The sequence below is a fragment of the Flavobacteriales bacterium genome, from assembly GCA_021739695.1.
In the GTDB taxonomy this organism is placed as follows: Bacteria; Bacteroidota; Bacteroidia; order UBA10329; family UBA10329; genus UBA10329.
Window position 1 is genome coordinate 21,385 of sequence record JAIPBM010000007.1, and the last position, 24,862, is coordinate 46,246.

Below are 24,862 nucleotides of genomic sequence, written 5' to 3' on the forward strand. Positions count from 1 at the left end.
CATGAAAAACATCGTTTTATTCGCAGTTTGCATCGGTATTTCCTTTGGTAGCTTGGCTCAATCAACTGATCTGCAGGTTGCTTTTAAGAAGAGCTACGCCAACGAGACCAAAAGCGATTTCACAGCTGCTATCAAAGACCTGAAAGCAGTGTATTCCGAAACCTCATACGAAACCAATTTGCGTTTGGGCTGGCTGCATTATTCGGCCGGACTCTTCACCGAATCCATGGCCTATTACACCAAAGCCATCGACCTGATGCCTGCTTCTGTTGAAGCCAAATTCGGCTACGTTTACCCAGCTGCAGCGGTCGGAAATTGGGATCAGGTTAAAAACCAGTATGAGAGCATTCTTCGCATTGATGCCAAGAATTCACAGGCACATTATCGTCTTGGCCTGATCTATTACGGACGGGAAGAATTTGATAAAGCATTGCAGCATTTTCAGGTCGGTTTCAACCTCTATCCATTCGATTACGACTTCAATCTCATGATGGCTTGGACAAGCCTCAAAATGGGTAAAATGCGCGAAGCAAAAGTGCTTTTCAATAAGGTTTTGCTGCTTTCACCAGACGATCAATCAGCCATCGAAGGACTTTCTTTGATAAAGTAATTCAGGGCGTTCCCGATAAAAGATCAGGTCGGGCTGTCCGCTTTATCTTTTTCCCAAAACACGAGGTGGTCATTCTGAGTACCGATTGTCGTAAGCTAATGGCGTATCGAAGAACGATCGAGTGGTTTTGGGAAAAAGGATGCCGCTTCCATCCCTAACGCAGCCCGGTCTGAAACACCTTCGCTTTTTCAAGCCAAAGCCGAATCTGCCACACGCGTATTCGGAGTTTCAATGCTCAAATTCGGAATACGTTCCACATAGCTTGTTTCCAGACTGATATGCCCGAATTCCTCGGTCACTTTGCCACGCAGTTTGTAAATGCCCGGTCCACGGAACGGATAGCGCGTAGCAACATTCGGAAACTGAACGCTATTGATCCATTGCCCTTCTAGGTCGATGAGATTGCCGAAGGTCATGTACTTGCCATCGCTTGTGTGCGTGCCGCGAATGTGAACGCGATAACCGATGATCTCTACCGTTTCGTTCACGCGCTGATGAATTTCAGCTGCGGTTGTGGTCGGCAATCCCGTTCGGTCAATCAAATCGAAAGGCGAAATGGTGACCAGAAAACCTAACAATTCCATTTCATCATACGCGTTTTCGAGTTTGTGATACCAGAGTTCGGGCAATTTGAATTCCTTCACATCGGCATCAAACAACTTCTTTTCTGGTTTAGAAACCTTGGTGTGACCGAGCAGAAAATGAGCATCCCACAGCAGCGCCTTTTTATCCAACCCAGTAAAACGAAGCGCTCCAACTCGGATGAGAATTCGCAACTGTTCCAATGAAATAGGAACACGTTTTGCTACATCGCGTAGGTCTTGAAATACACCATTCTGGTGGCGTTCAATGAGTAACTGTTTCATCGTTCCGGCTTCAAAACCAGCAATCATTTCCAAGCCAATGAAAATGTCCTTTCCGTAGATAGTTGCTCCGCTATTGCTGCGATTCACGCAGGGCAGATTGATGATTGCTCCGTGCATTTTTGCTTCGTGCAAGTAGAGTTCCTGCGAGTAGAAACCGCCACCGTTGTTCACGGTGGCCACCATGTATTCGAGCGGATAATGTGCCTTGAGGAAAAGCGCTTGGAAACTCTCCACGGCATAACTGGCCGAGTGGCCTTTAGCAAAAGCAAAATTTCCGAAACTCATAATCTGTTCCCAGATTTTCTGAATGGTTTCCTGCGGATGACCTTTGGCAATACAATTATTGAAAAACCGGTCTTTGATCTTTCCGAATTCGTTGCGCTCACGGAATTTCCACGACATACCTCTGCGCAGCACATCGGCCTCTTCAAGCGTAAGACCTGCAAAAATGTGCGCCACTTTCAGCACATCTTCCTGGTAGACCATTACGCCAAAAGTGTCGTGCAGAATGGCATACATTTCGGGCAATTCGGCCTCGGCTGCTTTTCGTCTTGCTTCATCCTGAAACCGCAGAATGTACTCGCGCATCATGCCACTTTTAGAAACACCCGGACGAATGATGGAACTGGCCGCCACCAAACGGTTGTAGTCTTCTGCTTTCAATTTTGTGAGCAACATCCGCATGGCGGGCGATTCCACATAGAAGGCACCGACCGTTTTGCCGTGTTTCAGTAGTTTTTTGATGGACGGATCTTCCTTGAAACGTGGAATGTCGTGCACATCCACTTCCACACCTTGGTTCTCCCTGATGATGGAAATAGAATCTTTGATCTTGCCCAAACCGCGCTGTCCGAGAATGTCGAATTTGTGCAATCCTACATCTTCTGCCACGTGCATATCGAACTGCGTGGTAGGAAAACCTTTGGGCGGCAAAAACGTGGCGCTGTACGAATGAATATCGAGTTCGGGAATGAGAATTCCGCTGGAATGCACCGTGGTGTGGTTGGGGAAACTTTGAATTCGGAAACCGTATTTCAACACCAATTTCGAGAGATGGTCGAGCGAATTCACATCCAAATAGCGATCATTCAGTCGGTCAATCTCTTCGGCCGGAAGGCCAAGAACCTTTCCCAATTCACGGTTCACCGAACGGTCTTTGAAGGTCGAATAAGAACCCTGCAACGCGGCTTTCGGATAACGCTCGAAAATGTAGCGTGTCACATCCTCGCGGTCGCGCCACGAGAAATCGATGTCGAAATCGGGCGGATTTTTCCGCGATGGATTGATGAAACGCTCGAAATAGAGGTCGAGCTCGATGGGGTCCACATCGGTGATACCTATTATATAGGCTACCATGCTGTTGGCACCGCTGCCGCGCCCAATGTGGAAATAACCCTGTCGCTTGGCGTAGTTGACAATGTCGTGGTTGATGAGAAAGTAGCTGAAGAACTTTTTCTGTTCGATAATGTCCAACTCCTTTTGCAAGCGCTCCAAAACCGTTCGGTTCACGTTCGGATATCGGTATTTCAAATTGTCTTGGCAGAGTTGTTCCAGTCTCTCTTTGTCCTCTTGAAACGAACCCAAAAAATGCCGTTGATTGTTCGAAACAGCATAATTGCCGAACTCGAAATTCACCTTGCAATCCTGCAAAAGCCGTTCAGTGTTTTGGATGATGTGTGGGAATTCGGCAAAGGCATCGCGCAGCATATCGCAACTCCAGAACGTGTCTTTCTCGGTGGCTTGCTGTTCAATAGGCAATCGGCTCAGAAGGCAATTCTGGTCGATGGCGCGTAGCAGTCGATGTGTGTTGAAATCGTGCTTGCTACGGAAAGTCATCGGTTGTAGCACCACCAGTTTTTCCTTCTGATCTACCCATGGCGAAAACCGCAGGCGCATCAGTTCGCTTGGTGCAACACCCACAAATTCGTTTTCCTTCAGCTTTCTTTTTGTAGCGTTCGCAAGCGGATAAATGGTGTAAGCGTGGGAGAATTCTGGCGCTTCGTTTAAAACCTCTTCGTTATACATCAACTGCTGCGAAAGATGCTTGTTGATCTCTCTGTAGCCTTCATTATTTCGCGCCAGCGCCACATACTTGGTCTGTGTTTTTACTTTGAAATCGACACCAACAACAGGATGAAGATCGAACTCGCGGGCGTGGCGCAGAAACTCCAAACACGCGGCTGAAGAATTCACATCGGTCAACGCCACAGACCGTGCTCCCGCTCGAACCGCGATCTTGAGCAGTTCTTCAGGTCTTACCGTTCCGTAATGGAAACTGTAATATGAGTGGCAGTTGGTGAGCACTTAGTGCAGATGTTAGATTTTAGTATTAAGACATGAGGCTTCATCACTTCAACGCTTCATTAAGTCTATATTATCGACATACTTTAGTTCATAATATAGACCATATTTATTTCTGTCAGGCATCAATAACTGTTTTTCGGTGACTGCTTCCAGCGTATTTCTATTTTTACCCAAAGCTTAAGCCTTGCGCCAATTCATCGTAGCCTTTATTATCTCGATGCTGACCTTGGGTCAGAACTTCGCGCAGCAATACAATTTCAAGAAATTTTCGATTGAGGAAGGCTTGCCACGCAGCGGGGTTTACTGCCTACTGGAAGATAGTCGCGGGTTTTTATGGGTTGGAACCGAAGGTGGCGGATTGGTACGATTTGACGGTCGTGAGTTCGTGACATTCACCAATGGAAATGGGCTTTCTGGAAACACGGTCCGGTCGTTATTCGAAGATGAAAATGGCATGCTGTGGATCGGAACCGATGGCGATGGACTGTGTCGATATGACGGACAGAATTTCAAAACATTCACGCAAGAAAATGGCCTCAGTAACGACTACGTGCGCTGCATAACGCAAGATGGAAAGGGCGATATCTGGATTGGAACCTACGGTGGCGGATTAAATCGGTTGCACTTCGATAAAGACTCGCTAACCGTAGCTGTTTTTGATACTGACGGACCGCTGAAAAGCAATAATGTGCGCTCCTGCCTGAAGACCGAAAAGAACGAACTATGGTTTGGAACAGATGCTGGATTGTATCAGCTGAAAGATGAAAAATGGACGCTTTTCGATGACTCTTCAGGCTTGCCAGGTAATCGCATTCTGGCGCTTTACCAAGATCAATCGAACAATCTATGGATCGGCACAGAGAACGGAGCTGCGAAAAAAACAGCTAACGGATTTCTGAATTACACAGAAAAGGATGGATTGATCAGTGATCGTATCCGTGGAATTTCGCAGGATGACCTCGGAAACATGTGGTTCGGTACGCAGGATGGCGTTTCGCGATTTGACGGAAAACGCTTCCTCTCATTCACCGAAAAGAACGGACTGAGCAACGATCGTATTCGTCATATCATCACCGACCGTTCGGGCAACATGTGGTTTGCAACGTATTTCGGTGGTATCTGCCGATTTTCCGGGGAAGAATTCATCCATTTTACAGAACAGGACGGAATCAGTAGCAATCAACTGTTATCTGTTTATGAAACAGCAGATGGCTCCATTTTACTGGGAACGTTGGAAGGCGTGACCGAAATAAGACGTGATACAAACGGCAATTGGAAAATAGAACGTGATCCGATCGGGCTCATGTTTTTTGATGAAGCCATCAACGTCATTGTCACAGCCCCAAATGATGAGCTTTGGATAGGAACGAACCACGGCATCTTTGTAAAAGATGAAACGCATCTCTCCAATTTGGAAACGGATGGACAGCCGTTTGAAGAAAACGTCAAAGCCATTCTGATTGAACCCGAAGGCCATTTTTGGGCAGGCACCAATCAGGGCGTTACGCGTTTCAAAAAGACCGAAACGGGCTTTGTATTCGACCAATATCATAGCAATCCGAACATCAACGAAAGTGCTGTTTCTGCCATTGAACGCGATGCGCTTGGTAGAATTTGGGTGAGTTACCTGAATGCCGAACTCGTGATTTTTGAGAACGATGAATTCATTGTTCCGAACCTGCCAGCAGCCATCACCAAAATTGCAACGGTAAAGCAAGGTCCTGATGGTTTTATGTGGATTGGCACAGAGGGCAACGGGCTTTTTAGGCACCAACTTTCTCCAGAACCGATAAAAGCTTCCGATTTTACACATTTCGGGAAGAAAGATGGTCTTACATCTTTGGATCTGCGCCAGTTGTTGTTCGATGCAGAAAATGATCTTTGGCTAGGCACAAGCTCAGGCGTTGACCGTGTGGATCTGAACAATCGAGGTGAGATAATTGGGGTTAAGCACTTTGGTCGCACAGAAGGATTTACTGGAACAGAAACAAACGAAAATGCTGCTTGCCTCGCCAAAAATAGAAGCCTTTGGTTTGGCACCGTCCATGGAATAACACGACATGAAGCATCTTCAAACAGGAACCGCGAGGTTGAAAATAAGCTTCACATCACCGGTGTGCACTTAGAATTTGAACAAGCTGATTGGACCACAAGCAACTACGCCAACGGCACCACCGCTTACTTCAATTTGCCGAATGAACTGCAACTTCCGTACGCATCTAACAGCCTTACAATAGAATACAATGCCATCGACCTGCGGAATCCGAGCAAGGTTCAATACCAATGGAAATTGGAAGGATATAGCGATGAATGGTCGATGGTCGAATCCAAGAGCAGTCATTCGTTCACCAATCTACAACCGGGCGATTATACTTTTCTGGTCCGTTCGGTAAACGCAGAAGGCGTTTGGAATGAAATCCCAGCCCGTTTTTCGTTCATGATCATTCCTCCATTCTGGATGCGATGGTGGTTCATTGCTCTTTGTGTTCTTCTGTTGATCGCTTTGGTTTGGGGAATTGTAAAGATCCGCGAGAAACGTCATTTAGCCGAACGTTTACGACTTCAGAAAATGGTGGACGAACGTACGGTTGAGTTACGCGCAGAAATGGAGCGTTCCGATCAATTATTGCTGAATATTCTTCCGCTGGAAACAGCCGAAGAGTTGAAAAAGAACGGCTATGCATCAGTTCAGCAATACGACATGGTATCGGTATTGTTCACCGATTTTGTCGGTTTCACCAACATCACGGAGGGAATAACCAACGAAGAACTGGTGCGTTCGTTAGATGAGCACTTTCGCCTGTTCGATGGAATCATGGACAAATACGGCATAGAGAAGATCAAAACCATTGGCGATGCATACATGGCTGCTGGCGGCATTCCAACACGAACCATCACCAATCCGATATCTGTGGTGGCAGCCGGTTTGGAAATGATCCATCGTTTGAAAGAGCTCAACCGAAAAAAAGAAGCAAAGGGCGCCATTGCGTGGAATCTTCGCTTGGGAATTCACACCGGAAGTGTGATCTCAGGAGTTGTGGGTAAGAACAAATTCGCCTTCGATATTTGGGGAGATGCCGTGAACACCGCTGCGCGAATGGAAAGCAGTGGCGAGATAATGAAAGTGAATATCAGCGGATCGACATACGCGTTGGTAAAGGACTATTTCGAATGCACGCCTCGCGGAAAGATCAAGGCGAAAAATAAAGGAGAGATTGAGATGTATTTCGTAGACCGACTGAAGTCCGAGTTCAGCGCAGAGGAGGATGGATGCGTACCGAATGACGCGTTCATGGAGCTTGTTTCAGGCAAGGCAGAAAAAAATTCAGAGGCCAATTAAACCTTGGCAGCATATTTGGCATCAGAGCATCACACACATTAAAACAAGAACTCATGAAAAAGTTAATGGCAACAGCAGCGGTAGTGGCACTTTTGGCAGGAACTGGATTTGCGCAGGATAATTCCGTAAAGCGCGGTCCAGCACCAGAAAGAGCACAAATGAAAGAGGGGAAGCATCGTGATATGATGGCCGATATTCCAAATTTGACGGAAGAGCAGAAGTCACAGATAAAAGCAATCCGCGAAGAAGGACGCAAGCAATCAGAACCCCAGCAAAAGGAAATGAAAGAACTGCGTTCAAAATTGCAGGAATTGAAGGCGGCTGAAAATCCAGATCAAAAACAGATCAACCAACTGATTGACAAATCAGCTTTGTTGAAAGCTGAAATGGAAAAATCAAGAACAGCTTCTGAATTGAAAGTTAGAAGCATTCTTACTCCCGAGCAACGCAAAGTGGTAGATGCAAAGCAAAAGGAACACATAGAAATGCGCGAGAAAAAGCAAATGGAGCGTAAGGAAATGAAAGACGCGAAATAAATTGGACCAGACCTACTAGGTTTTCAAAACCTAATAGGTCTTTTATCTTGAAGCCCGCACTCAATTGAGTTGCGGGCTTATTTTTATCCAATGAAATCACTCTTACCAATACTGGCCAGCCTCTTTCTTTTGGCCTGCCACAATCCTACTCCACCAGACATGAAAGCCGAAGAAAAGATCAGAACCGTGCTTGCCGAGCAACAGGAATGTTGGAACAAAGGCGACATCGACTGCTTTATGCAGGGCTACTGGAACTCCGATTCGCTGCGATTTATAGGAAAGTCGGGTATCAACTATGGCTGGCAAGCAACATTGGATAATTACAAGAAGTCATATCCTGACAAAGCTGCGATGGGCACTTTGAACTTCGAACTCTTGGATCTAGAACCCATCGGAACTGACAATTACCTCGTCACCGGAAAGTGGAAACTGACCCGCGAAACGGATGAACCGAATGGCCTGTTCACCCTCATCTGGAAACGCTTTGGCGATGAGTGGAAGATCATTTATGATCATTCGAGCTAATTTTAGGAATTGAACTCTTTTTCTCAACCCTTGTTAAATCAATGTTCAAACATTAAATTTATACAATGAAACGTTCAATCCACAAGATCATACCAGCCCAAAAGGTAAATATGGGCGGCATCATATTAGATCAATCGCTGCCTGTGCATGGCGTAGAGCAGATCGATCCATTCCTATTAATTCACCATTGGGCCAATAAATTGCCGGGTGGCGAAAGAGAAAAAGACCTTGGCGTGGGGCCGCATCCACACCGCGGCTTCTCACCGGTTACACTGATATTTAAAGGTGCAGTGCATCACCGCGATTCCTTGGGAACCAAAAGCGTGATCAAGGCAGGTGGCGCGCAATGGATGAACAGCGGAAAAGGCATCGTTCACAGCGAGCGACCTCCAAAAGAATTGGCCGAAGCGGGTGGCGATTTCGAACTCATTCAGTTCTGGGCAAACACGCCTGCCGACCGAAAGATGGAACCAGCCAAGTATCAACCACTCACCGCAGAAAAAACACCTTGGATCACTTCCGAAGATGGAAAAGTGAAAGCAGGTGTTGTGGCAGGAGAAACATTGGGTAAGACCGGTCCGATTGAATTGATGACGCCAATGCTCGTGATGCGTTTCGAGATCGGGAAAGACGGAAAGATGGAAGTTCCGATCCCGAAAGATTTCAATGCGATATTTTATCTGCTTGACGGTAAACTTGAGGTAAATGGCGAACGCCACGCGGGAGCAAAAGACCTCGTTTGGTTTAAGAATGATGGCGAAAGCATTTCGTTTGAAGGCTTGGAAGAAACCCGTGCCATTCTGTTGGCCGGTGAACCCATCAACGAGCCATTGGCCACCTACGGACCTTTCGTAATGAACAACCAAACGCAGATTATGGAAGCGCTACGCGATTACCAAATGGGTAAAATGGGCGTGTTGATAGAGGAGTTTGATTCGTAAAGCGCCACGCGTCATTCCCGAAGCATCCGTCATGTCGAGCGAGGAACGAGTCGAGACATCTAGTAGATTACTCCACTGCGGTCGGAATGACGAAACTTAATTGCAACGCATGAAACGAAACACCTTCATACAAAAGATCAGCTTCCTAGGAGTAGGGTTCAGCCTTGCTCCTAGGAAGCTCCTTTCAGCCGATCTAACCGGAAAGACCTTTGCGCTGCCAAAGCCAGTCATTCACATTCCCCACGGGAATTTTGCCACAATGGAATTGGAAAAATTGATCATTCCTGAATATGGATTGGAGTGCAGTGTTCAACATTTTATGCGCAACGGAATCGAGTCATCTGCTCACGACCTTACGGTCAGTTCGTTCAGACGAGGCGATCAATTCCTCTTCATTTCATGCACTTCAGATGGGAAGATGCACACAGAAGGCGAGATCACAGGACTAAGTATCGAAGTCACTTCGCCAGATTGCCAGTTTTTTACGCTGTCCGAAAAGTGATTTCAATTGCTTGAGTTGTGTACATTGATGGTTCATAATTTAACCATCGCACAGCTCATGAACACCTTATTGCTCACAGGCGCCATCATCGCCAACATCCTTACCAACATCGGTTTTAAATATTCCGCACTCAACGAAGCCATTCCTGCCAAAAAATGGGGCTTTCTCGCCCTTGGGCTCGTCTTCGGCCTCATTAATTCCGTGCTCTTTACCGAATCGTTGCGCTTCGTTTCCTTGCAAGTGGCCAGCACGGTTTTCTTCTCGCTGACCATTGTGGGGCTTTATGGCGTTTCGGTGTTCTGGTTCGATGAGCCGATCACACTCCTCCGATTAGTAGGTGCGGGCGTGGTTACCGTTGGGGTGATTATGATGTCTATTTAGAACTTCACTTACTTTGAGAACCTAAACAGTCAGCCATGTCTCCAACCAAAAAACTCCTCCTCTTCGTCCTTCTTACCATCATCGGCTTCGCCCTTTACACTTTCATCTCCACTGGTTTTTTCAGAAGTGTGGAGAATGACTTCAATGGACAAACCGTGCTGGAAATTCCGATAAAAGGAGCAGAAGACATTACCATAAGCGCGGCAGACAGCTTTGCCATTGTTTCGGCCACAGCCCGTTTGGCCTTTCCGCCCAGCGAGCAGGAACATGGTGGTCTGTATTACATGGAATTGAAGAGCGGGAACTTCGTTCTTACCCACTTGACACCCGATTTTGGGAAGGATTTTGCACCTCATGGCATTTCCATGTTCAAGCGCGATAGCGTCTATACCATTGCGGTTGTCAACCACATGATGGACGAACATTCCATCGAGATCTTTACGCTTGTCGGCAAGAAACTGACGCACATCCGCACCGAAAAATCAACCAAATTGGTGAGTCCCAACGATGTTGTGCTGCTGGATGAAAACCGTTTTTACGTAACCAACGACCACGGCAATGCCCACGGCTTTGGCCGTTTGCTGGAAGATTATGGCAATTGGGCAGCATCAAACGTGCTCTATTTTGACGGGCAGCAATTTACCGAAGCTGCCGAGGGCATTTCCTTTGCCAACGGCATCAACTTCGACCCCAAGCGCAACTTGGTGTTTGTGGCTTCGCCCCGAAGGTTCCTGATCAAGGTTTATGCGAAGGCCGATGACAATTCGCTCTCTTTCGTAGAAGACATTCCGTGTGGAACGGGTGTAGATAATATTGAATTCGACAACGAAGGAAATCTCTGGGTTGGTTGCCATCCCAACCTCTTGCGTTTTACGGCTTACGCCACAGGCAAAAAGGAAACTTCGCCATCCGAAGTATTGAAGATCGCGTATCGAGGCAAAGGCGATTACACGGTAGAAAGCATGTATACTAATGATGGTTCGCAGGTATCGGCCACTTCGGTAGCTGCACCATTTGGCAATCTGCTTTTTGTGGGAAATGTGAAAGATGACGAGATGCTGATTCTGAAGCGAGACAACTAAGCCTTCCTGATGTCTATCAAGGCTGTTTTTCCTAGAATTTTACTCTTTGCTTTGGTAGGAGCAGTGGTGGCCACGCTTTGCGATGCCAACCATGTTTTTACCGAAACGCTCAGTTATCCGAAGCCCTTTTTGTTCGGACAAGCATGGTTTGTGTTTCCCGGGTTTGTGGTCGCATTCTCCTTTATGGGATTGAATTACATCTATGCACCCTTCTTTTTCCCCAAAGCTGCCACCAGCACCCAAAGCACCAGTGCAGGAAGCCTTCCGGTCTTTGCCGATAGCCTCATTCTTTTTATGATGGTTTACCTCATGAGCGGATTCGGAAATGATGAACCCGTAATGCTTTCTATCATCTTTTATGCAAGTTTTCTGCTGCGGTGGCTCTTCACCTACGAACGCTTTTTCATCCTGCTTTTTGCCATTCTTTTGGGAATTGGCGGCATGGTGGTGGAAGGAGCAATGACACAGATTGATCTGGTGCATTATCGCCAACCGGAGATTTTTGGCGTTCCGTTTTGGCTCGGTGGCGTGTACATGCACGGAGCCTTGGCCCTCAGAGAAGGAATGCGCTATTTCGTTTATTCTAAAGGATAATTTTCATGAAAGACATCAGCCTTTACATCATGGCCGGATTTTACATCTACGCTGGGGTCAATCACTTCCGAATGCCCAAATTCTACCTGCACATGATGCCGCCATTTATTCCGTGGCACGAAATGGTGAATAAATTGAGCGGTGCGATTGAGATCTTTCTCGGACTGCTGTTGTTCTGCCCTGCCTATTCTACCTACGCAGCATGGGGAATCATTGCTTTGCTGATTGCTGTTTTCCCTGCCAACATCTACCATCTTACCTCGGCCAAACCGAATGGTAAATTTCCCATTTGGGGATTGTGGTTAAGGCTGCCTTTTCAAGCGGTATTTATCGCATGGGCGTGGTGGCATACGTTTTAACTTCGCATTGCCGAACTTAAAAAATGCTGACTGACAAGCCACTTGTAGATAAGAACTATCTGCTACAGAAATTCTCTGGGAAGGGCGGCTGGACCTATGCTGCCATTCCGGAAGTGCCAAAGAACCCACACACGCCTTTTGGTTGGGTTCGGGTACGAGGTAGTATTGACGGCTTTCGATTGGAAAAATGTAAACTCCAGCCAATGGGCAACGGTCAGTTGTTTTTGCCAGTTAACGCTACCATTCGCAAGAAAATAGGAAAGGAAGCCGGTGATACGGTGCATATCATCCTTTTTGAGGAAGAAATATCGGAACAGATTCGTCTGGAATTGCGATTGTGTTTAGAGAATGAGCCAGAGGAAATACGAGACACTTTCTACCATTTGAGCGATTTCCTGCAGGACAATTACTTAGGTTGGTTGCAGGATGCTAAAACCGAAGAGGAAAAAGCCAATCGGATTCTTAAACTGATTGAGGAATTGGCCACCTATTGATCAGAATATTCGATCTTGTAGTTGATCGGGCCGTTTTTCTTAAGCATTGCTGCAACACCGCAGTACTTTTCGAACGAAAGCGAGATGGCTTTTTCAACTTTTTCATGATCCAGGTCGTTTCCTCCAACTATGTAGATCAACGTGATATCAGAAAAAACCTTGGGATGCTCTTCCGTTAATTGCGTCTCTGCTTTCATCTCAAAATGTGTGAAATCCACGCGCATTTTTCGAAACAACGAAACAACATCCATTCCTGTACAACCGGTTAGTCCGGCAAGCACCAATTCCTTGGGGCTTGGTCCAGAATCATCTCCCATTTCAGGGGTTGTATCCATTCGCACCGTATGATTCCCTAGATGGCTATCAAATGCCATCTTATCCTTCCAAACTGTGTTCACTTTATATTCCATGTCGTTTTGTTTTGATTATTCCGTTCTCATACAATTCTATGGCATCCGTTAGCACAGAATGTATAACTGCAATTGGCAGATCATCATTCGGATTGACTCTCAGAATCTTCATTCGCTTTCTATCTCCTGTTTCCAACTGCGGATGGTCAAGGTGTTTTCCTTCCACCATCAGAAAATAGGGTTCATTCAGTTTCTTGTCTTTCCACAGATAGCAAAACACTTTGCCGCCATACGTGAAGCAAGGTGAGCCATATTTCAGTGTTTCTTCTATCCTCTTGTCAACTTTCAATATGATGTTTCTCATCGCTAGAAAGCAAGATCGATTCGGTTCTGGTTGAGACAAATAAAACTGCTGAAGTTTTTCCATTAGCTAGAACGCGCCTTTCTTCTCAAGGAAGTACTCCCACATCTGAAGAAACTTCTCCGAAGAACGTTTAATCGGTTCAAGGTCAACGCCTTCTTTCTCCAGCAGGCGCCAATGCGATTCCAGCAATCCGGGATGCGCCAAGCCTTGCAGTTCGATGGCTTCGTAGGTACTGTCAGGGTTTGCTTGATAGCAACCTTCTTCTCCGTATCGTGGATGATGATGATTGAGCCATCCGTTAAAATCAGTCTGAAATCCGATGGAAAGATTCGCGACTTCTTCCTCCGAAAGATGCTGTTCCAAAAATGCTTTCACTTCCAAGTAAGTGAACTTATAACTGTCAATTGAGCCATCACAATACCTTTCTAAGGCATCAATCTTGGCCTGATAATCCGCTCTCGACTTATACGGTCTGCAACTCTCGCCACTCACAGGCAGCGAAATAAAACCATTGTTGGCGTACACTTTAAGCACATCTTCTTCCTCCATTCCGCGTGGCTGGTTCTGAATGGGTTTGAACATATCATGTGTTACCAAAGGCGGAATGTGCTTTTCTTCCATCAGCGCCAACGCGTCTTTCCGCGTGTTGTCGCTCATGTGGGTAATGTCGGTCATGATGCCTGCATTGGCCAGCCACAGAATGGCATTCCTGCCTTTCTCGGTCAGTCTTCGGTTCTTCTCCTTTTTAAACAGACTTGAGAGGTTCAGAAATTTCAGTGCAAACACAGGCTGATTGGCTGCTGCGCCATACTTGCTGTCTACCAAATGCACCAAGGTGATGAATGCCACGCCCTGTTCAGCCCAAAAATTGGCGTCTTCCTGCGAATTGATCAAGCGTTTTCCGCCTTCAATGGAATGAATGATGATGGTTTTGTCTGTTGCATGAACAAGCTCGCGAGCTTCCTTTGGCGTGCGTGCCACCGCGAAATCTTCCGAATTGGCTGCCACAAAATCATTCACATACTTGATCTGCTTCATGATCACCTTACGGCCGCGCTTAGCAGAAGCGATATTCTCTTGGGTCAACGCCCCAACGCAAAGAATGCGCGCGCCTTTATTCTTGCGCAAGTAGTTGGCATAATTCACATTGGTGAACTGGTGTTTCCAACTCAGGTCAGGCGGATTTGCTTCATCAAATATTTCCAATCCATCCCCAAAAAAGGAATACGGAACGTGCATGCACGGATGAATCTGCAGATCGATGTATTCGTGGATTTCCTGCGCTTTCGCGGAGAAAAAGAGAAACGGGAAAAGGAAAAATTTAAGCCAGCGCATTGCAGAACAATACTAAGGTTTTAATAAATGCGCATAATTGCTTACCAGTCGAAAGAAAAAGGGCGCCCCTTTCGGAAACGCCCCCATCAACCAACCTATCCCACTTCTTCCCTACATACCAAACCCGTAATAGGCGGTCAATCCGTTGGGGTACACTCCCTCAATTAATACCCCACCGTCTTTCTTGCTCAATGCACTCATCACATCTGTTGATGATTGCACTGGTTTTCTATCCACTCTTGTAATGATGAATCCTTCCTTAATGCCTGCTCCTTTCAGTTTCCCGCTGCTGAGGTTCCGCACTTGCAATCCGCTACGAAGACCGAGTTTGGTCAATTGCTCTGAATTGAGCGGTTGTAGATCGGCTCCAAGCTGAACCATCAGGTCAGCTTCTTTAGAGATCAATTCTGTATCGCCATTTCTGTTGCGAAGCTCCACATCGAATTTGCGCAGTTCATCATCCCTCAGCACCGTGATCTGGGCCACATCGCCAGGACGATATTCCCCGATTTTCTCCTGAAGTTCAGGCACATTCTTCACTTTCACTCCATTCACGGCCACAATAATGTCCCCTTCCCTGATTCCAGCATCATGAGCCGCGCCATCTTTAGATAATCCGTTGACGTAAGCGCCTTCTGACACACTTAGACCTTTTTCAGACGCTAGTTTTCCATTCAGATCACGGATACTTACGCCAATGAAGGCCCGTTGCACCGTTCCGAATTCGAGAATATCATCCACCACTTTTCGGGCAATATTTACAGGTACTGCGAACGAATAACCAGCATAACTACCAGTTGTTGATGCAATAGCTGTGTTGATTCCAATGAGCTCTCCACGTGTGTTGACCAAGGCTCCACCACTGTTACCTGGATTGACGGCTGCATCGGTCTGAATGAAGCTTTCTATGGCTAATTCTTCTCTAAGAATATTGATGTTTCTGCCTTTGGCACTAACAATTCCAGCTGTAACGGTTGAGTTCAAATTGAAGGGATTTCCAACTGCCAATACCCACTCGCCCACTTGCACGTTTTCCGAATTGCCGTACGGAATGTAAGCCAAACCTTCCTCATCGATTTTAAGCAATGCAAGGTCGGTGTTTGGGTCAGTGCCAAGCACTTCTGCCCTGTAGCTTCGCTGGTCGTCAAGCACAACCTCCACCTCATCGGCATTGTTCACCACGTGGTTATTCGTCAAAATGTATCCATCGCCCGAAATGATCACACCTGAACCACTACCCTGCTGCGCTTCAGGCTGCATTCCGCGGTCGAAAAAGAACTGGTAAAATGGGTTGGCGCTGGAAACTCCACTTCTGACCACTTTTGTTTTGATGTGCACCACCGAATGAATGGAATTGTTGGCCGCTTCCACAAAATTGACACTGCCTTCTGGTGCCTCCATCGGGTAGCTGACCCGCTGAACCGGAGCCGTGTAAACCTGCTCAACGATTGTTCCGTTCTTCTTTTCTAAATACGTGTAGGTTCCTACCGAAACAATTGCTCCTGTAAGGGCCGCCACTATCACTCCTGTTACGTTTTTCATTGCTGCTTCGATTTTGATTTAACTTTGGATTTCTATTTCCCGTTGCCGAGAGGTTTCAAAATTAACGCCACCAAAATCTGATCGTTGTATCCAGTTTTCTAAAAAATGTTAATCCCATTTAGCAAATACCACGGCACAGGCAACGACTTTGTGATGATAGACAATCGCGAACTCGGCCTAGAACTTTCACAAACTCAAATTGCGCAACTCTGCAATCGAAGATTCGGAATTGGTGCCGATGGCCTCATTCTACTTGAAGTTGAAGAACGGATAGTGCGCATGGTTTATTTCAACTCTGATGGCGCGCCAAGCAGCATGTGTGGAAATGGAGGCCGTTGCTTCGTGGATTTTGCCCAGAATCTGAATGTGCTTCGCGACAGCGGCTCTTTCATGGCAGTTGATGGTTTGCATGATTTCAAAATGGAGCATGAGCTCGTCAGTTTGAAAATGGGTGATGTTTCTTCAATTGAAGCAATCGGTGATGCGGTTTATCTTGACACCGGATCTCCGCATTACGTAACCATGGTTGATGAAGTGCTTGACATTGATCTGATTTCTGATGCACGAAAAGTGCGCTACAATGATCGCTTCGCGGAGAAAGGCACCAACGTCAATTTTGTGGAAATGATGGATGGAACGGCCCACATCCGAACTTACGAGCGTGGCGTAGAAGACGAAACGCTTTCGTGCGGAACTGGAGCCACAGCTTGTGCCATTGCTATGCATCATTTGGGCAACGTGTCTGAAACAGATGTTCCGATAAAAGTGTTGGGCGGAAAACTGAGCATTTCCTTCAAGCTGCAGGCCAATGGTTCGTACACCGACATTTGGCTTACTGGCCCAAGCAAGCACGTTTTTGACGGAACAATCGAATTGCACGCATGATACGTGTTGCTACATCGCGGGCGGGTCATCTTGAGTGGTTCCGATGTCAATCGGAATTGTATCGAAAGGTGTGCGCGGGGTTCTCGATACGATCTTCGTCCCTCAGATCACTCGAACTGACCAGTGCTTAAATGAAATACGAACTTTTAAAAGGTGAAAAAGTGACCTTGCGCGAAATGCGCGATGACGACCTTGAGCTCATATACGATTGGGAAAACCGTTCGGAATTATGGTATTTGGGCGATGTGCACGAACCGCTGACCGAAGCTGAAATCTCCAATTTCATCAATCATTCCTCAGGAGATATTTATACAGACGGTCAGCTGCGATTGATGATTGACGCTGATAATCGAACTGTAGGTTGCATCGATCTATTCGAGTTCGATAAATTCAACCTTCGAGCTGGCGTGGGCATTCTTATTGCAGAACCTGAAGACCGAAAAAAAGGCAGCGCAAAAGAAGCGCTCGATCTTATAACGAATTACTGCTTTGATGTGCTGAATCTGAGGCAATTGTACTGCCACATAACCATTGACAACAAGGCAAGTTTGCAGTTATTCATAACGTGTGGATTTGAACAATCGGGCACCAATCGCGATTGGGTAAAAAAGGGAAATGCATTTATTGACGCAATGTTTATGCAGAAGCTAAATGGCTAAGAAAAAGAGTTCTAAAAAAAGCGGTTCTTGGAAAAAACCTCTTGCCATCGTTGTGGTTATTCTGATGTGTCTTGGAGGTGCTTCAGCGTGGGAAATGTATTCCATCATTTATGGCTCTAATGTGGGTCTTAGCACGGATAAGGTGTATTTCTACATTCCCACTGGCTCAAAGTTTCAGGATGTTTCAAACGCGTTGGTCGAGCAGGGATTCATAGAAAGCCAAGCCACATTTGATTGGGTCTCAGAACAGAAAAAATACAAGCTCAACGTGAGAGCAGGTTGTTATCGACTAAAGAATGGAATGAGCAATAACGAACTGGTCAATATGTTGCGAGCAGGATTGCAAGAACCTGTGATGGTCACATTCAATAATGTGCGTTTTAAGGAAGATCTGGCCGGAAAGGTGGGTAAGTTCATTGAAGCCGACAGCACGCAGATCATCAACCTACTGAATAGCAATTCGTTCGTTTCCAAGTACGGTTTCAACACCACCACTTTCCTCACTATTTTCCTTCCAAACACCTACGAATTCTGGTGGAACACTTCCGCAGAGCAATTTCTAGAACGAATGACTTCCGAGTACAAGAAATTCTGGACAGCTGAACGGAAACAAAAAGCGAAAAACCTCGGATTGAGTCAATCTGAAGTGAGCATTTTGGCTTCGATCGTTCAAAAAGAAACCAACAAGAACGATGAGAAACCGACCGTTGCAGGCGTTTATCTCAACCGTTTGAGAAAAGGCATGTTGCTTCAGGCCGACCCGACTCTCGTTTACGCAAACCGCGATTTTGAAGCAAGACGTGTACTCAATAGCCACAAAGCGATTGACTCGCCTTACAACACCTACAAATACAAAGGGTTACCGCCCGGCCCGATTTGCCTACCGAGTATTGAAAGCATTGATGCGGTGCTCAACGCCAAATCGCACAGCTATCTTTATTTCTGCGCCAAGGCAGATAATTCCGGTTACCATTCGTTTGCCACAACCTACTCTCAGCATCTTCAGAATGCACGCGAGTTTCAGCGCGAACTGAACAGAAGAAAGGTTTACAGGTAGATTCTATCTTCGCCCAAAATCAAACACAATGGCACTCCCAATTAAATTCGGAACGGACGGTTGGCGCGCAATGATCGCCAAGGAATTCACGGTAGAAAACGTGGCACGCGTAGCGCAAGGAACGGCCACTTGGGTTATTTCGCAAAGCTTGCCAAAGGTGGCCGTTGTAGGACACGATTGCCGTTTTGGCGGACCGCTTTTTGCCGAAACCACGGCTAAGGTTTTCCTTCAGAATGGATTTGAGGTTCATGTGGCTGAAGGTCCCGTAACCACTCCAATGGTTTCGTTGGGAGCCAAAGAATTGAAAACGGGAATTGGAGTTATCATAACTGCAAGTCACAACCCGCCTGCCGATAACGGCTACAAATTGAAGGGAAACCATGGTGGACCGCTGCTAGAAGCTGACGTGAAAGCTGTGGAGAAACTTATTCCTGACAGCATAGATTTCGAATTGGATGCCATCGATTTGGACAGTTATCGTGAAAGCGGTAAACTGAAAACGGCTGAACTGGAGGATATGTACGTTCAGAAGGTTGAAGCCAATTTTGATCTGGATGCCATCCGCAATTCAAAGATGGAATTCGCCTATGATGCAATGTACGGTTCAGGGCAATTTGTGATGCGGAGATTATTTCCAGACATCACGTTACTGCACTGCGAGCACAATCCGTTGTTCGATGGCATTTCGCCAGAACCGATTTTGAAAAACCTGGGTGAGTTTGCCGATGTGATCAAAGTTTCGGGCGACATCGATTGCGGTCTGGCAACTGATGGCGATGCTGACCGAATTGCACTTTTTGATGGCGAAGGGAATTACGTGGATAGTCACCACATTCTGCTACTTCTCATTCATTATCTGCATAAAGTGAAAGGTTGGAATGGAAAGGTCGGAACGGGTTTTTCATCCACCGTAAAGATCAATCAGCTTTGCGAGAAGTACGGATTGGAATTGGAAGTGGTGAAGATCGGTTTCAAGCATTTGTGCGGAATCATGATCAAGGAAGATGTGCTTGTTGGCGGTGAAGAAAGTGGCGGCATTGCTGTAAAAGGTCATATTCCTGAACGAGATGGCATTTGGAACGGACTGATTCTTTGGGAATTCATGGCGAAGTCTGGAAAAAGCCTTCGTCAGCTTATTCAAGAAATCGATGATCTTGTCGGTGAATTCGCCTTTGAGCGTAACGATCTGCGCATAGCACAATCGCTGAAAGAAGAAATTGTAGCCAATTGCGAAGCGGGCAGATACGACCATTTCGGACCTTACAAAGTTCAGCGGATTGACGACATGGATGGTTGGAAATATTGGCTCAGCGATTCAGAATGGGTAATGATCCGCCCGTCTGGAACCGAACCTGTGCTGAGAACTTATGCCGAAGCGAAAACGAGAGAAGATGCCTTAGCTATTCTTGAGGCTTGCCGTGTTCAGATCGGGGCGTGAGAATGCTTTTCAAAATTCCTGATGCTCGTACTCTGATCAAGTCCGAACCTTTTGCTTCCACAATAGTCCAATCGACTCTTCCAAGTGCTGAACTTTCCGCATAGGTTTTGTCAGTGAGAACCATCGGAACATCTGTTTGAGCAGCAAGCGCTTTCTGAACATCTTCTGAGTAAATAACGATATGGGTAAGTCTCTTTTTAAGTGCGCTGAATTCTTCAGTCAGATCGAGTGTATCCAACATTGCTACTGATACCTTCGGCCCAACCACCAGAACCTCCACTAGATTCTTAGAGTCTGTAAGACCTGTAACGTATTCTGCCAGCTCCGTGTCCGATGGGGCTTGCTCGTGCTTAGCTGGATTTCCGCTCGTTTGAGGCACTTCTCGTCCACTGGTTTCAACAAACGCAACAGTATCACCTTTAAGTTCTATCCAAGTAAGGAAGTCTTGGTCTCGCCAAGAGCGGGTGAAAAACTCAGAATGGCTTTTTGCTAAAACCACCTTTTTCTTCGCTTTCTCTTCAACCGCCTTTTTTGTTTCTTCCGAGAAAACAATGAAAACGTCTGTTTTCTTAGTGTATTTGTTCCAAGCGCTTAGCCTACTGGAAGTACCATCGAAATGCTTTCGAATATCATCCCCAACAAATAGAACTCGGACATTTTCTGCTTCGCTCCCTATTGTACTCCTTAGCTCTTTAACGTTGATGCTGTTGTTCGGAGCTTGCGCTTGTGAGTTTAACGAAAGAGCCGAAACAAGAATTATTACACTCCAGATGTGATTCATGGTAAATGGCTTTGAGTTGGTGATTCCAAACCTAAATCATATGTATCGTTATGGAAATAGCCAAAAATGGTCAATTTAATCGTTGTTTAAAGCTCCTTCCAAGACAAATGAAACAAGAGAACAACTGGCCATAAGGATCACGAACTCAACTAAGCCAACTCAATATTTCGATCACAGTAATACCAAAATTTACGAAAATTCAAACCAATAACCGGCTCAAAACCACATCGCTGCCAAATAAATGCACGGCATACAATAAGAAACAAGCGGACCTAATCATTATCGCACCTTGTGTTCACCAAGGGCAGTAAGAATATCAGATCTATTTTCGGTTGTTAGAAAGCCACTGAAATGGTTTTCTTTTATTGCCAAAAAAGTATAGCCATCAGATAGCTCATAACTAGCGTCAAAATAATTCCCGTATTCTTCTGAGATAACGACCGTACCTTTGAAAAGCTTTTCGACCTTTTTCTTGATTTTTTTGGAAAAAACGGCCACCACATCCACTTTACCTGTCAATTCGCTACAAAAATCTTCCAAAAATCCACCTTTCAAATCGTTTGCAACAACTTTGTCGTTAATAAACAGTAATCGCACGTCAGCATCATTACCTACTAGCTGGTGGATTGTGTTCAAATCAATCGAATTATCTTTTACGCTATTCTGAGCGAAAAGCATACTCACAGTTAAGATTGAAGAGAATGTCATAAAAATTATTTTTTTCATAGCGATTAGATTGTAGTTTACACATTCAAACTTACGGACTTCTTTTCGTTTATGGAATAGTTAAAAATAGCCCATCCAATTATGTAAGCAATCAGGTCAAAGATATCGGAAGTTACAAGTAAGCAACCTTTTGGAAGATACCATTCGAAATAAACCGAATAAACTACTAGCACCGGCAAGGTGTGCGAATGAGTCAAACGATAATTCGGCCAGAAATAGCGGTACACGGCCAAACCCAAGGTGAGCACAATGGGCAAGCAAAGCAGATCATCTAAATAGCTGTGAATAACAGGAAGGAAAATCCCAAAGCCTTTTTCCAAGGTCTGATTGATTGCGGCAAGCAAGACAGCCAAAAGAAAAATCGGATTTGAAAGCGTTCGTTTCATCCTGGTGTTGTTGCTACCATCCAAAGAAAAAACCACGTAATAGCTGCGAATATGATGTGAACGACCCAAGCGGCCCTTCGAACAATTCGCATCATAAAACCATCATCTTCTCTAATTCTGAGATAGTCATTTGCAAAAGCCTCATCTGCATGCCGTTCGCGCTCTATTTTCTCATCAAGAGAACGCTGATCCAATAGCTCGTTGCAATTGCTGCAGCGGTCCGTAGGCTGTTTGTTCCATTCGGTCCAAACTCCGCAATGCGGACATTTTTTTTCAGTCTTCATTGAAAACAATTTGTTAAAAATAGCTGCCAAGATGCAGTCTTGCGAACAATTGACACATATTTGTGTTTCTGCAATTCTGTCAACCATTTAACGTTTTATGAGATTATTTATCACAGCAGTAATGCTGATTATCAGCATTGGAGTAAATGCCCAAACAGGCATCGTTAGTGGTAGAATTGCGGACGCAAAAAACAACGAACCGATTCCGTTCGCCAACGTTGTCATTCAAGGGACAACCATCGGTGCATCTTCTGATCTGGATGGAAAGTATGAGATCAAGAATATTACTCCGGGGCTTTACAACGTGGAGGTTTCTTTTCTCGGATACAAAAGCAAGGTTGAGTACGAGGTAGAGGTTTTCAATAACAAACCGGCACAGGTCAATTTCAATCTTGAAGAGGACAGCAAAACGTTGGAAGCTGTTGTTGTGAAGGCCAATCCGTTCCAGAAGAAAGAAGAAAGCCCTGTTTCGTTGCGAACCATTGGTGTAAACGAAATTCAGCGGAATCCTGGCGGAAACAGAGATATTTCAAAAGCCCTGCAATCATTGCCAGGTGTGGCCAGTTCGGTGGCTTTCCGTAATGATCTTATTATCCGTGGTGGTGCTCCGAATGAGAACCGTTTTTACCTCGATGGCATCGAAATTCCGAACATAAACCACTTTGCTACGCAAGGTTCTTCTGGCGGACCGAACGGGTTGATCAATGTAAACTTCATCCGCGAAGTGGAATTCTTCTCCGGTGCTTTTCCTGCGAACCGCGGCAACACATTGAGTTCCGTTTTGAACTTCAAGATGAAAGATCCGCGTCAGGATCGGATCGGTGGGAATTTCACGCTTGGTTCTAGTGATGCCGGAATAACGATTGAAGGACCAATTGCAAAAGGTCATTCGTTCATGTTCTCATATCGAAGAAGCTATTTGCAGTTTCTTTTCCAAGCAATCGGCTTGCCTTTCCTGCCAACTTATGATGATTTCCAGCTGAAGTATAAAGCTAAGATCAACGATAAGAACGAGATAACCGTTATCGGGCTTGGGGCCATCGATCAGTTCAAACTCAATTTGAGTGATAAACTTGATGAAGATCAGAAACGACTGGTTGAGATACTTCCCGTTAACAATCAATGGAATTACGCACTTGGCGTTAACTGGAAAAACTATCGTGAAAAAGGCTATTCAGAATTGGTCGTTAGCCGTAACATGCTCAACAACGAAGCATTCAAATATGCCGACAATATTGAGGTTGACACGAACCTGATCCTTAACTACAAAAGCCAAGAAATTGAGAACAAGTTGCGTTATGAAAACAATTGGCTCGATAAAGGTTGGAAGATAAATTACGGTGTCCTTTATGAATTTGCGCGATACAACAATTCCACTTTCTCTAAAATCACCTTACCAGATGGTTCAACGGGCACTGTCGATTTCAGTTCAGCGGTTGATATTCACAAATGGGGTGCTTTCGGTCAGGTAAGTCACTCATTTGTTCAAGGACGATTGCTGCTTTCATTGGGCGCTCGAGTTGATGGAAACAGCTACTCTACTCAAATGGCGAAGACATATGAAACATTTTCGCCCCGTTTCTCCATCTCCTACGCCATCAACGATCAACTCAATTTGAACGCGAATGTTGGACGCTATTTTCAGTTGCCGCCATACACCACGCTTGGTTTCAGAAATAATAGCGGAACGCTTGCAAACAAGGACAATGGACTCAAATACATTGCTTCTAATCATGCAGTTTTAGGTGGAGAATTCGTCACCAAAACGGGACTAAAGGTCTCGGTTGAAGGATTCTTCAAATACTGGGAGAATTATCCGTTTTTGGTTCGCGACAGCATTTCATTGGCCAACCTTGGAGCTGATTTTGGTGTGATCGGGAATGCAGAGGTCAAGTCCGATAATCAAGGCCGCGCTTACGGAGTGGAAGTTTTGGTCCAACAAAAACTCTGGAAGAATTTCTACGGAATTCTTGCTTACACATGGGTTCGCAGCGAGTTTCAGGATTACAAAGGCGATTTCATTCCGTCATCTTGGGATGCGCAACATTTGATTTCGCTCACAGGTGGATACAAATTCAAGCGAAACTGGGAGTTAGGTTTAAGATGGCGCTTCACAGGAGGTTCTCCGTACACACCTGCTGACGAAGAAACATCTGCCATAATTCCCGTTTGGAATTTGAACCGAGGCGCCATTCGCGATTATTCGCAGCTGAACGGTGAAAGACTAAAACCTGCGCACTTCCTTGATCTGCGAGTAGACAAGAAATGGTTCTTCAAAAAATGGGCGCTCAATTTGTATTTGGACGTTCAGAATGTGTACGCTTTCAAGGCGCAGCAACCGCCTAGTTATGTTCTAAGAAAAGATGCTGACGGAAATGCTCTTATCGACCCGAACGATTCATCTCGCTATCAGTTGGATAAGGTCAAAAACACCACGGGAACAGTGCTACCTTCGTTCGGGATAATTATTGAAATTTAGAATGTCAGTTGGCGCTCTTTCCTAAGAAAATCACTAAATTTT

25 protein-coding genes are annotated in these 24,862 nt (G+C 45.6%); 16 read left to right on the forward strand and 9 right to left on the reverse strand.

Annotation, left to right across the window (positions count from 1 at the left end; genetic code table 11):
* Position 1: 1 nt before the first annotated feature.
* On the forward strand, positions 2 to 610 hold the full coding sequence (locus tag K9J17_05830; GenBank protein ID MCF8276238.1) for a tetratricopeptide repeat protein: 609 nt from the start codon (positions 2 to 4) through the stop codon (positions 608 to 610).
* A 188-nt stretch (positions 611 to 798) separates the two neighbouring features.
* Here K9J17_05830 and dnaE read toward each other — a convergent pair whose 3' ends face one another.
* Positions 799 to 3,780 carry a DNA polymerase III subunit alpha gene (gene dnaE, locus K9J17_05835; GenBank protein MCF8276239.1) on the reverse strand — a complete coding sequence of 994 codons (2,982 nt, stop codon included), beginning with the start codon at positions 3,778 to 3,780 and terminating at the stop codon, positions 799 to 801.
* Positions 3,781 to 3,964: 184 nt separating this feature from the next.
* Here dnaE and K9J17_05840 point away from each other — a divergent pair, with 184 nt between their 5' ends.
* From K9J17_05840 to K9J17_05885, 10 genes are all read left to right on the forward strand, one after another.
* Positions 3,965 to 7,120: a hypothetical protein gene (locus K9J17_05840; protein ID MCF8276240.1), complete on the forward strand. Its 3,156-nt coding sequence runs from the start codon at positions 3,965 to 3,967 to the stop codon at positions 7,118 to 7,120.
* 53 nt (positions 7,121 to 7,173) lie between these two features.
* The gene (locus K9J17_05845; protein ID MCF8276241.1) at positions 7,174 to 7,656 is read left to right on the forward strand and encodes a Spy/CpxP family protein refolding chaperone; all 483 of its coding nucleotides are present in this window, start codon (positions 7,174 to 7,176) and stop codon (positions 7,654 to 7,656) included.
* A gap of 90 nt (positions 7,657 to 7,746) precedes the next feature.
* A complete protein-coding gene (locus K9J17_05850; protein ID MCF8276242.1) occupies positions 7,747 to 8,181 on the forward strand; it encodes a nuclear transport factor 2 family protein in 435 nt (144 codons plus the stop codon).
* Between the two features lie 65 nt (positions 8,182 to 8,246).
* Positions 8,247 to 9,122 (forward strand): pirin family protein, encoded by an 876-nt coding sequence (locus tag K9J17_05855; protein MCF8276243.1) that lies wholly within the window; start codon positions 8,247 to 8,249, stop codon positions 9,120 to 9,122.
* A gap of 109 nt (positions 9,123 to 9,231) precedes the next feature.
* Positions 9,232 to 9,624 carry a hypothetical protein gene (locus K9J17_05860; protein MCF8276244.1) on the forward strand — a complete coding sequence of 131 codons (393 nt, stop codon included), beginning with the start codon at positions 9,232 to 9,234 and terminating at the stop codon, positions 9,622 to 9,624.
* A gap of 27 nt (positions 9,625 to 9,651) precedes the next feature.
* Positions 9,652 to 10,005 carry a hypothetical protein gene (locus K9J17_05865; GenBank protein MCF8276245.1) on the forward strand — a complete coding sequence of 118 codons (354 nt, stop codon included), beginning with the start codon at positions 9,652 to 9,654 and terminating at the stop codon, positions 10,003 to 10,005.
* Positions 10,006 to 10,040: 35 nt separating this feature from the next.
* Entirely contained in the window at positions 10,041 to 11,087 is a 1,047-nt protein-coding gene (locus K9J17_05870) for an SMP-30/gluconolactonase/LRE family protein (GenBank protein ID MCF8276246.1), read from the forward strand.
* A gap of 9 nt (positions 11,088 to 11,096) precedes the next feature.
* Positions 11,097 to 11,681: a hypothetical protein gene (locus K9J17_05875; protein ID MCF8276247.1), complete on the forward strand. Its 585-nt coding sequence runs from the start codon at positions 11,097 to 11,099 to the stop codon at positions 11,679 to 11,681.
* Positions 11,682 to 11,710: 29 nt separating this feature from the next.
* A complete protein-coding gene (locus K9J17_05880) occupies positions 11,711 to 12,040 on the forward strand; it encodes a DoxX family protein (protein ID MCF8276248.1) in 330 nt (109 codons plus the stop codon).
* A gap of 23 nt (positions 12,041 to 12,063) precedes the next feature.
* On the forward strand, positions 12,064 to 12,534 hold the full coding sequence (locus tag K9J17_05885) for a YdeI/OmpD-associated family protein (GenBank protein MCF8276249.1): 471 nt from the start codon (positions 12,064 to 12,066) through the stop codon (positions 12,532 to 12,534).
* Here the strand turns inward: K9J17_05885 and K9J17_05890 are convergent.
* The 4 genes from K9J17_05890 to K9J17_05905 form a co-directional block, all read right to left on the reverse strand.
* Entirely contained in the window at positions 12,528 to 12,944 is a 417-nt protein-coding gene (locus K9J17_05890; protein MCF8276250.1) for an OsmC family protein, read from the reverse strand. The two genes, K9J17_05885 and K9J17_05890, sit on opposite strands and share 7 nt — an antisense overlap.
* Positions 12,934 to 13,311, reverse strand: a complete 378-nt coding sequence (locus K9J17_05895; protein ID MCF8276251.1) for a DUF1801 domain-containing protein — start codon at positions 13,309 to 13,311, stop codon at positions 12,934 to 12,936. The genes K9J17_05890 and K9J17_05895 overlap by 11 nt, the downstream gene beginning before the upstream one ends.
* Positions 13,312 to 13,314: 3 nt before the next feature.
* A complete protein-coding gene (locus tag K9J17_05900) occupies positions 13,315 to 14,583 on the reverse strand; it encodes a dipeptidase (protein MCF8276252.1) in 1,269 nt (422 codons plus the stop codon).
* 111 nt (positions 14,584 to 14,694) lie between these two features.
* Positions 14,695 to 16,125 (reverse strand): Do family serine endopeptidase, encoded by a 1,431-nt coding sequence (locus K9J17_05905; GenBank protein MCF8276253.1) that lies wholly within the window; start codon positions 16,123 to 16,125, stop codon positions 14,695 to 14,697.
* A gap of 105 nt (positions 16,126 to 16,230) precedes the next feature.
* On the opposite strand from K9J17_05905, the gene dapF reads away from it, so the two are divergent.
* The 4 genes from dapF to K9J17_05925 all read left to right on the forward strand — a co-directional run bounded on the left by dapF (position 16,231) and on the right by K9J17_05925 (position 20,164).
* Entirely contained in the window at positions 16,231 to 17,010 is a 780-nt protein-coding gene (gene dapF, locus K9J17_05910; protein MCF8276254.1) for a diaminopimelate epimerase, read from the forward strand.
* Positions 17,011 to 17,141: 131 nt separating this feature from the next.
* Entirely contained in the window at positions 17,142 to 17,669 is a 528-nt protein-coding gene (locus K9J17_05915) for a GNAT family N-acetyltransferase (GenBank protein ID MCF8276255.1), read from the forward strand.
* Entirely contained in the window at positions 17,662 to 18,726 is a 1,065-nt protein-coding gene (gene mltG / locus K9J17_05920; GenBank protein MCF8276256.1) for an endolytic transglycosylase MltG, read from the forward strand. The genes K9J17_05915 and mltG overlap by 8 nt, the downstream gene beginning before the upstream one ends.
* A gap of 28 nt (positions 18,727 to 18,754) precedes the next feature.
* Positions 18,755 to 20,164 carry a phosphoglucomutase/phosphomannomutase family protein gene (locus K9J17_05925; GenBank protein ID MCF8276257.1) on the forward strand — a complete coding sequence of 470 codons (1,410 nt, stop codon included), beginning with the start codon at positions 18,755 to 18,757 and terminating at the stop codon, positions 20,162 to 20,164.
* Here the strand turns inward: K9J17_05925 and K9J17_05930 are convergent.
* From K9J17_05930 to K9J17_05945, 4 genes are all read right to left on the reverse strand, one after another.
* Positions 20,127 to 20,945, reverse strand: a complete 819-nt coding sequence (locus K9J17_05930; GenBank protein MCF8276258.1) for a hypothetical protein — start codon at positions 20,943 to 20,945, stop codon at positions 20,127 to 20,129. The two genes, K9J17_05925 and K9J17_05930, sit on opposite strands and share 38 nt — an antisense overlap.
* A 279-nt stretch (positions 20,946 to 21,224) precedes the next feature.
* Positions 21,225 to 21,671, reverse strand: a complete 447-nt coding sequence (locus K9J17_05935; protein MCF8276259.1) for a hypothetical protein — start codon at positions 21,669 to 21,671, stop codon at positions 21,225 to 21,227.
* Between the two features lie 17 nt (positions 21,672 to 21,688).
* Positions 21,689 to 22,057 carry a hypothetical protein gene (locus tag K9J17_05940; GenBank protein MCF8276260.1) on the reverse strand — a complete coding sequence of 123 codons (369 nt, stop codon included), beginning with the start codon at positions 22,055 to 22,057 and terminating at the stop codon, positions 21,689 to 21,691.
* Positions 22,054 to 22,341, reverse strand: coding sequence for a hypothetical protein (locus K9J17_05945; GenBank protein ID MCF8276261.1), 288 nt, complete (start codon positions 22,339 to 22,341; stop codon positions 22,054 to 22,056). Before K9J17_05945 ends, K9J17_05940 begins: the two co-directional genes overlap by 4 nt.
* A gap of 97 nt (positions 22,342 to 22,438) precedes the next feature.
* Here K9J17_05945 and K9J17_05950 point away from each other — a divergent pair, with 97 nt between their 5' ends.
* Positions 22,439 to 24,820 (forward strand): TonB-dependent receptor, encoded by a 2,382-nt coding sequence (locus K9J17_05950; GenBank protein ID MCF8276262.1) that lies wholly within the window; start codon positions 22,439 to 22,441, stop codon positions 24,818 to 24,820.
* Positions 24,821 to 24,862: the final 42 nt, after the last annotated feature.

Bases quoted from the DNA above. Each gene is read 5' to 3' on its own strand.
- K9J17_05830 (MCF8276238.1), top strand. From the start codon at position 2: ATGAAAAACATCGTTTTATTCGCAGTTTGCATCGGTATTTCCTTTGGT.
- K9J17_05845 (MCF8276241.1), top strand. From the start codon at position 7,174: ATGAAAAAGTTAATGGCAACAGCAGCGGTAGTGGCACTTTTGGCAGGA.
- K9J17_05850 (MCF8276242.1), top strand. From the start codon at position 7,747: ATGAAATCACTCTTACCAATACTGGCCAGCCTCTTTCTTTTGGCCTGC.
- K9J17_05855 (MCF8276243.1), top strand. From the start codon at position 8,247: ATGAAACGTTCAATCCACAAGATCATACCAGCCCAAAAGGTAAATATG.
- K9J17_05860 (MCF8276244.1), top strand. From the start codon at position 9,232: ATGAAACGAAACACCTTCATACAAAAGATCAGCTTCCTAGGAGTAGGG.
- K9J17_05865 (MCF8276245.1), top strand. From the start codon at position 9,652: ATGGTTCATAATTTAACCATCGCACAGCTCATGAACACCTTATTGCTC.
- K9J17_05870 (MCF8276246.1), top strand. From the start codon at position 10,041: ATGTCTCCAACCAAAAAACTCCTCCTCTTCGTCCTTCTTACCATCATC.
- K9J17_05875 (MCF8276247.1), top strand. From the start codon at position 11,097: ATGTCTATCAAGGCTGTTTTTCCTAGAATTTTACTCTTTGCTTTGGTA.
- K9J17_05880 (MCF8276248.1), top strand. From the start codon at position 11,711: ATGGCCGGATTTTACATCTACGCTGGGGTCAATCACTTCCGAATGCCC.
- K9J17_05885 (MCF8276249.1), top strand. From the start codon at position 12,064: ATGCTGACTGACAAGCCACTTGTAGATAAGAACTATCTGCTACAGAAA.
- K9J17_05890 (MCF8276250.1), bottom strand. From the start codon at position 12,944: ATGGAATATAAAGTGAACACAGTTTGGAAGGATAAGATGGCATTTGAT.
- K9J17_05895 (MCF8276251.1), bottom strand. From the start codon at position 13,311: ATGGAAAAACTTCAGCAGTTTTATTTGTCTCAACCAGAACCGAATCGA.
- K9J17_05900 (MCF8276252.1), bottom strand. From the start codon at position 14,583: ATGCGCTGGCTTAAATTTTTCCTTTTCCCGTTTCTCTTTTTCTCCGCG.
- K9J17_05905 (MCF8276253.1), bottom strand. From the start codon at position 16,125: ATGAAAAACGTAACAGGAGTGATAGTGGCGGCCCTTACAGGAGCAATT.
- dapF (MCF8276254.1), top strand. From the start codon at position 16,231: ATGTTAATCCCATTTAGCAAATACCACGGCACAGGCAACGACTTTGTG.
- K9J17_05915 (MCF8276255.1), top strand. From the start codon at position 17,142: ATGAAATACGAACTTTTAAAAGGTGAAAAAGTGACCTTGCGCGAAATG.
- mltG (MCF8276256.1), top strand. From the start codon at position 17,662: ATGGCTAAGAAAAAGAGTTCTAAAAAAAGCGGTTCTTGGAAAAAACCT.
- K9J17_05925 (MCF8276257.1), top strand. From the start codon at position 18,755: ATGGCACTCCCAATTAAATTCGGAACGGACGGTTGGCGCGCAATGATC.
- K9J17_05930 (MCF8276258.1), bottom strand. From the start codon at position 20,945: ATGAATCACATCTGGAGTGTAATAATTCTTGTTTCGGCTCTTTCGTTA.
- K9J17_05935 (MCF8276259.1), bottom strand. From the start codon at position 21,671: ATGAAAAAAATAATTTTTATGACATTCTCTTCAATCTTAACTGTGAGT.
- K9J17_05940 (MCF8276260.1), bottom strand. From the start codon at position 22,057: ATGAAACGAACGCTTTCAAATCCGATTTTTCTTTTGGCTGTCTTGCTT.
- K9J17_05945 (MCF8276261.1), bottom strand. From the start codon at position 22,341: ATGAAGACTGAAAAAAAATGTCCGCATTGCGGAGTTTGGACCGAATGG.
- K9J17_05950 (MCF8276262.1), top strand. From the start codon at position 22,439: ATGAGATTATTTATCACAGCAGTAATGCTGATTATCAGCATTGGAGTA.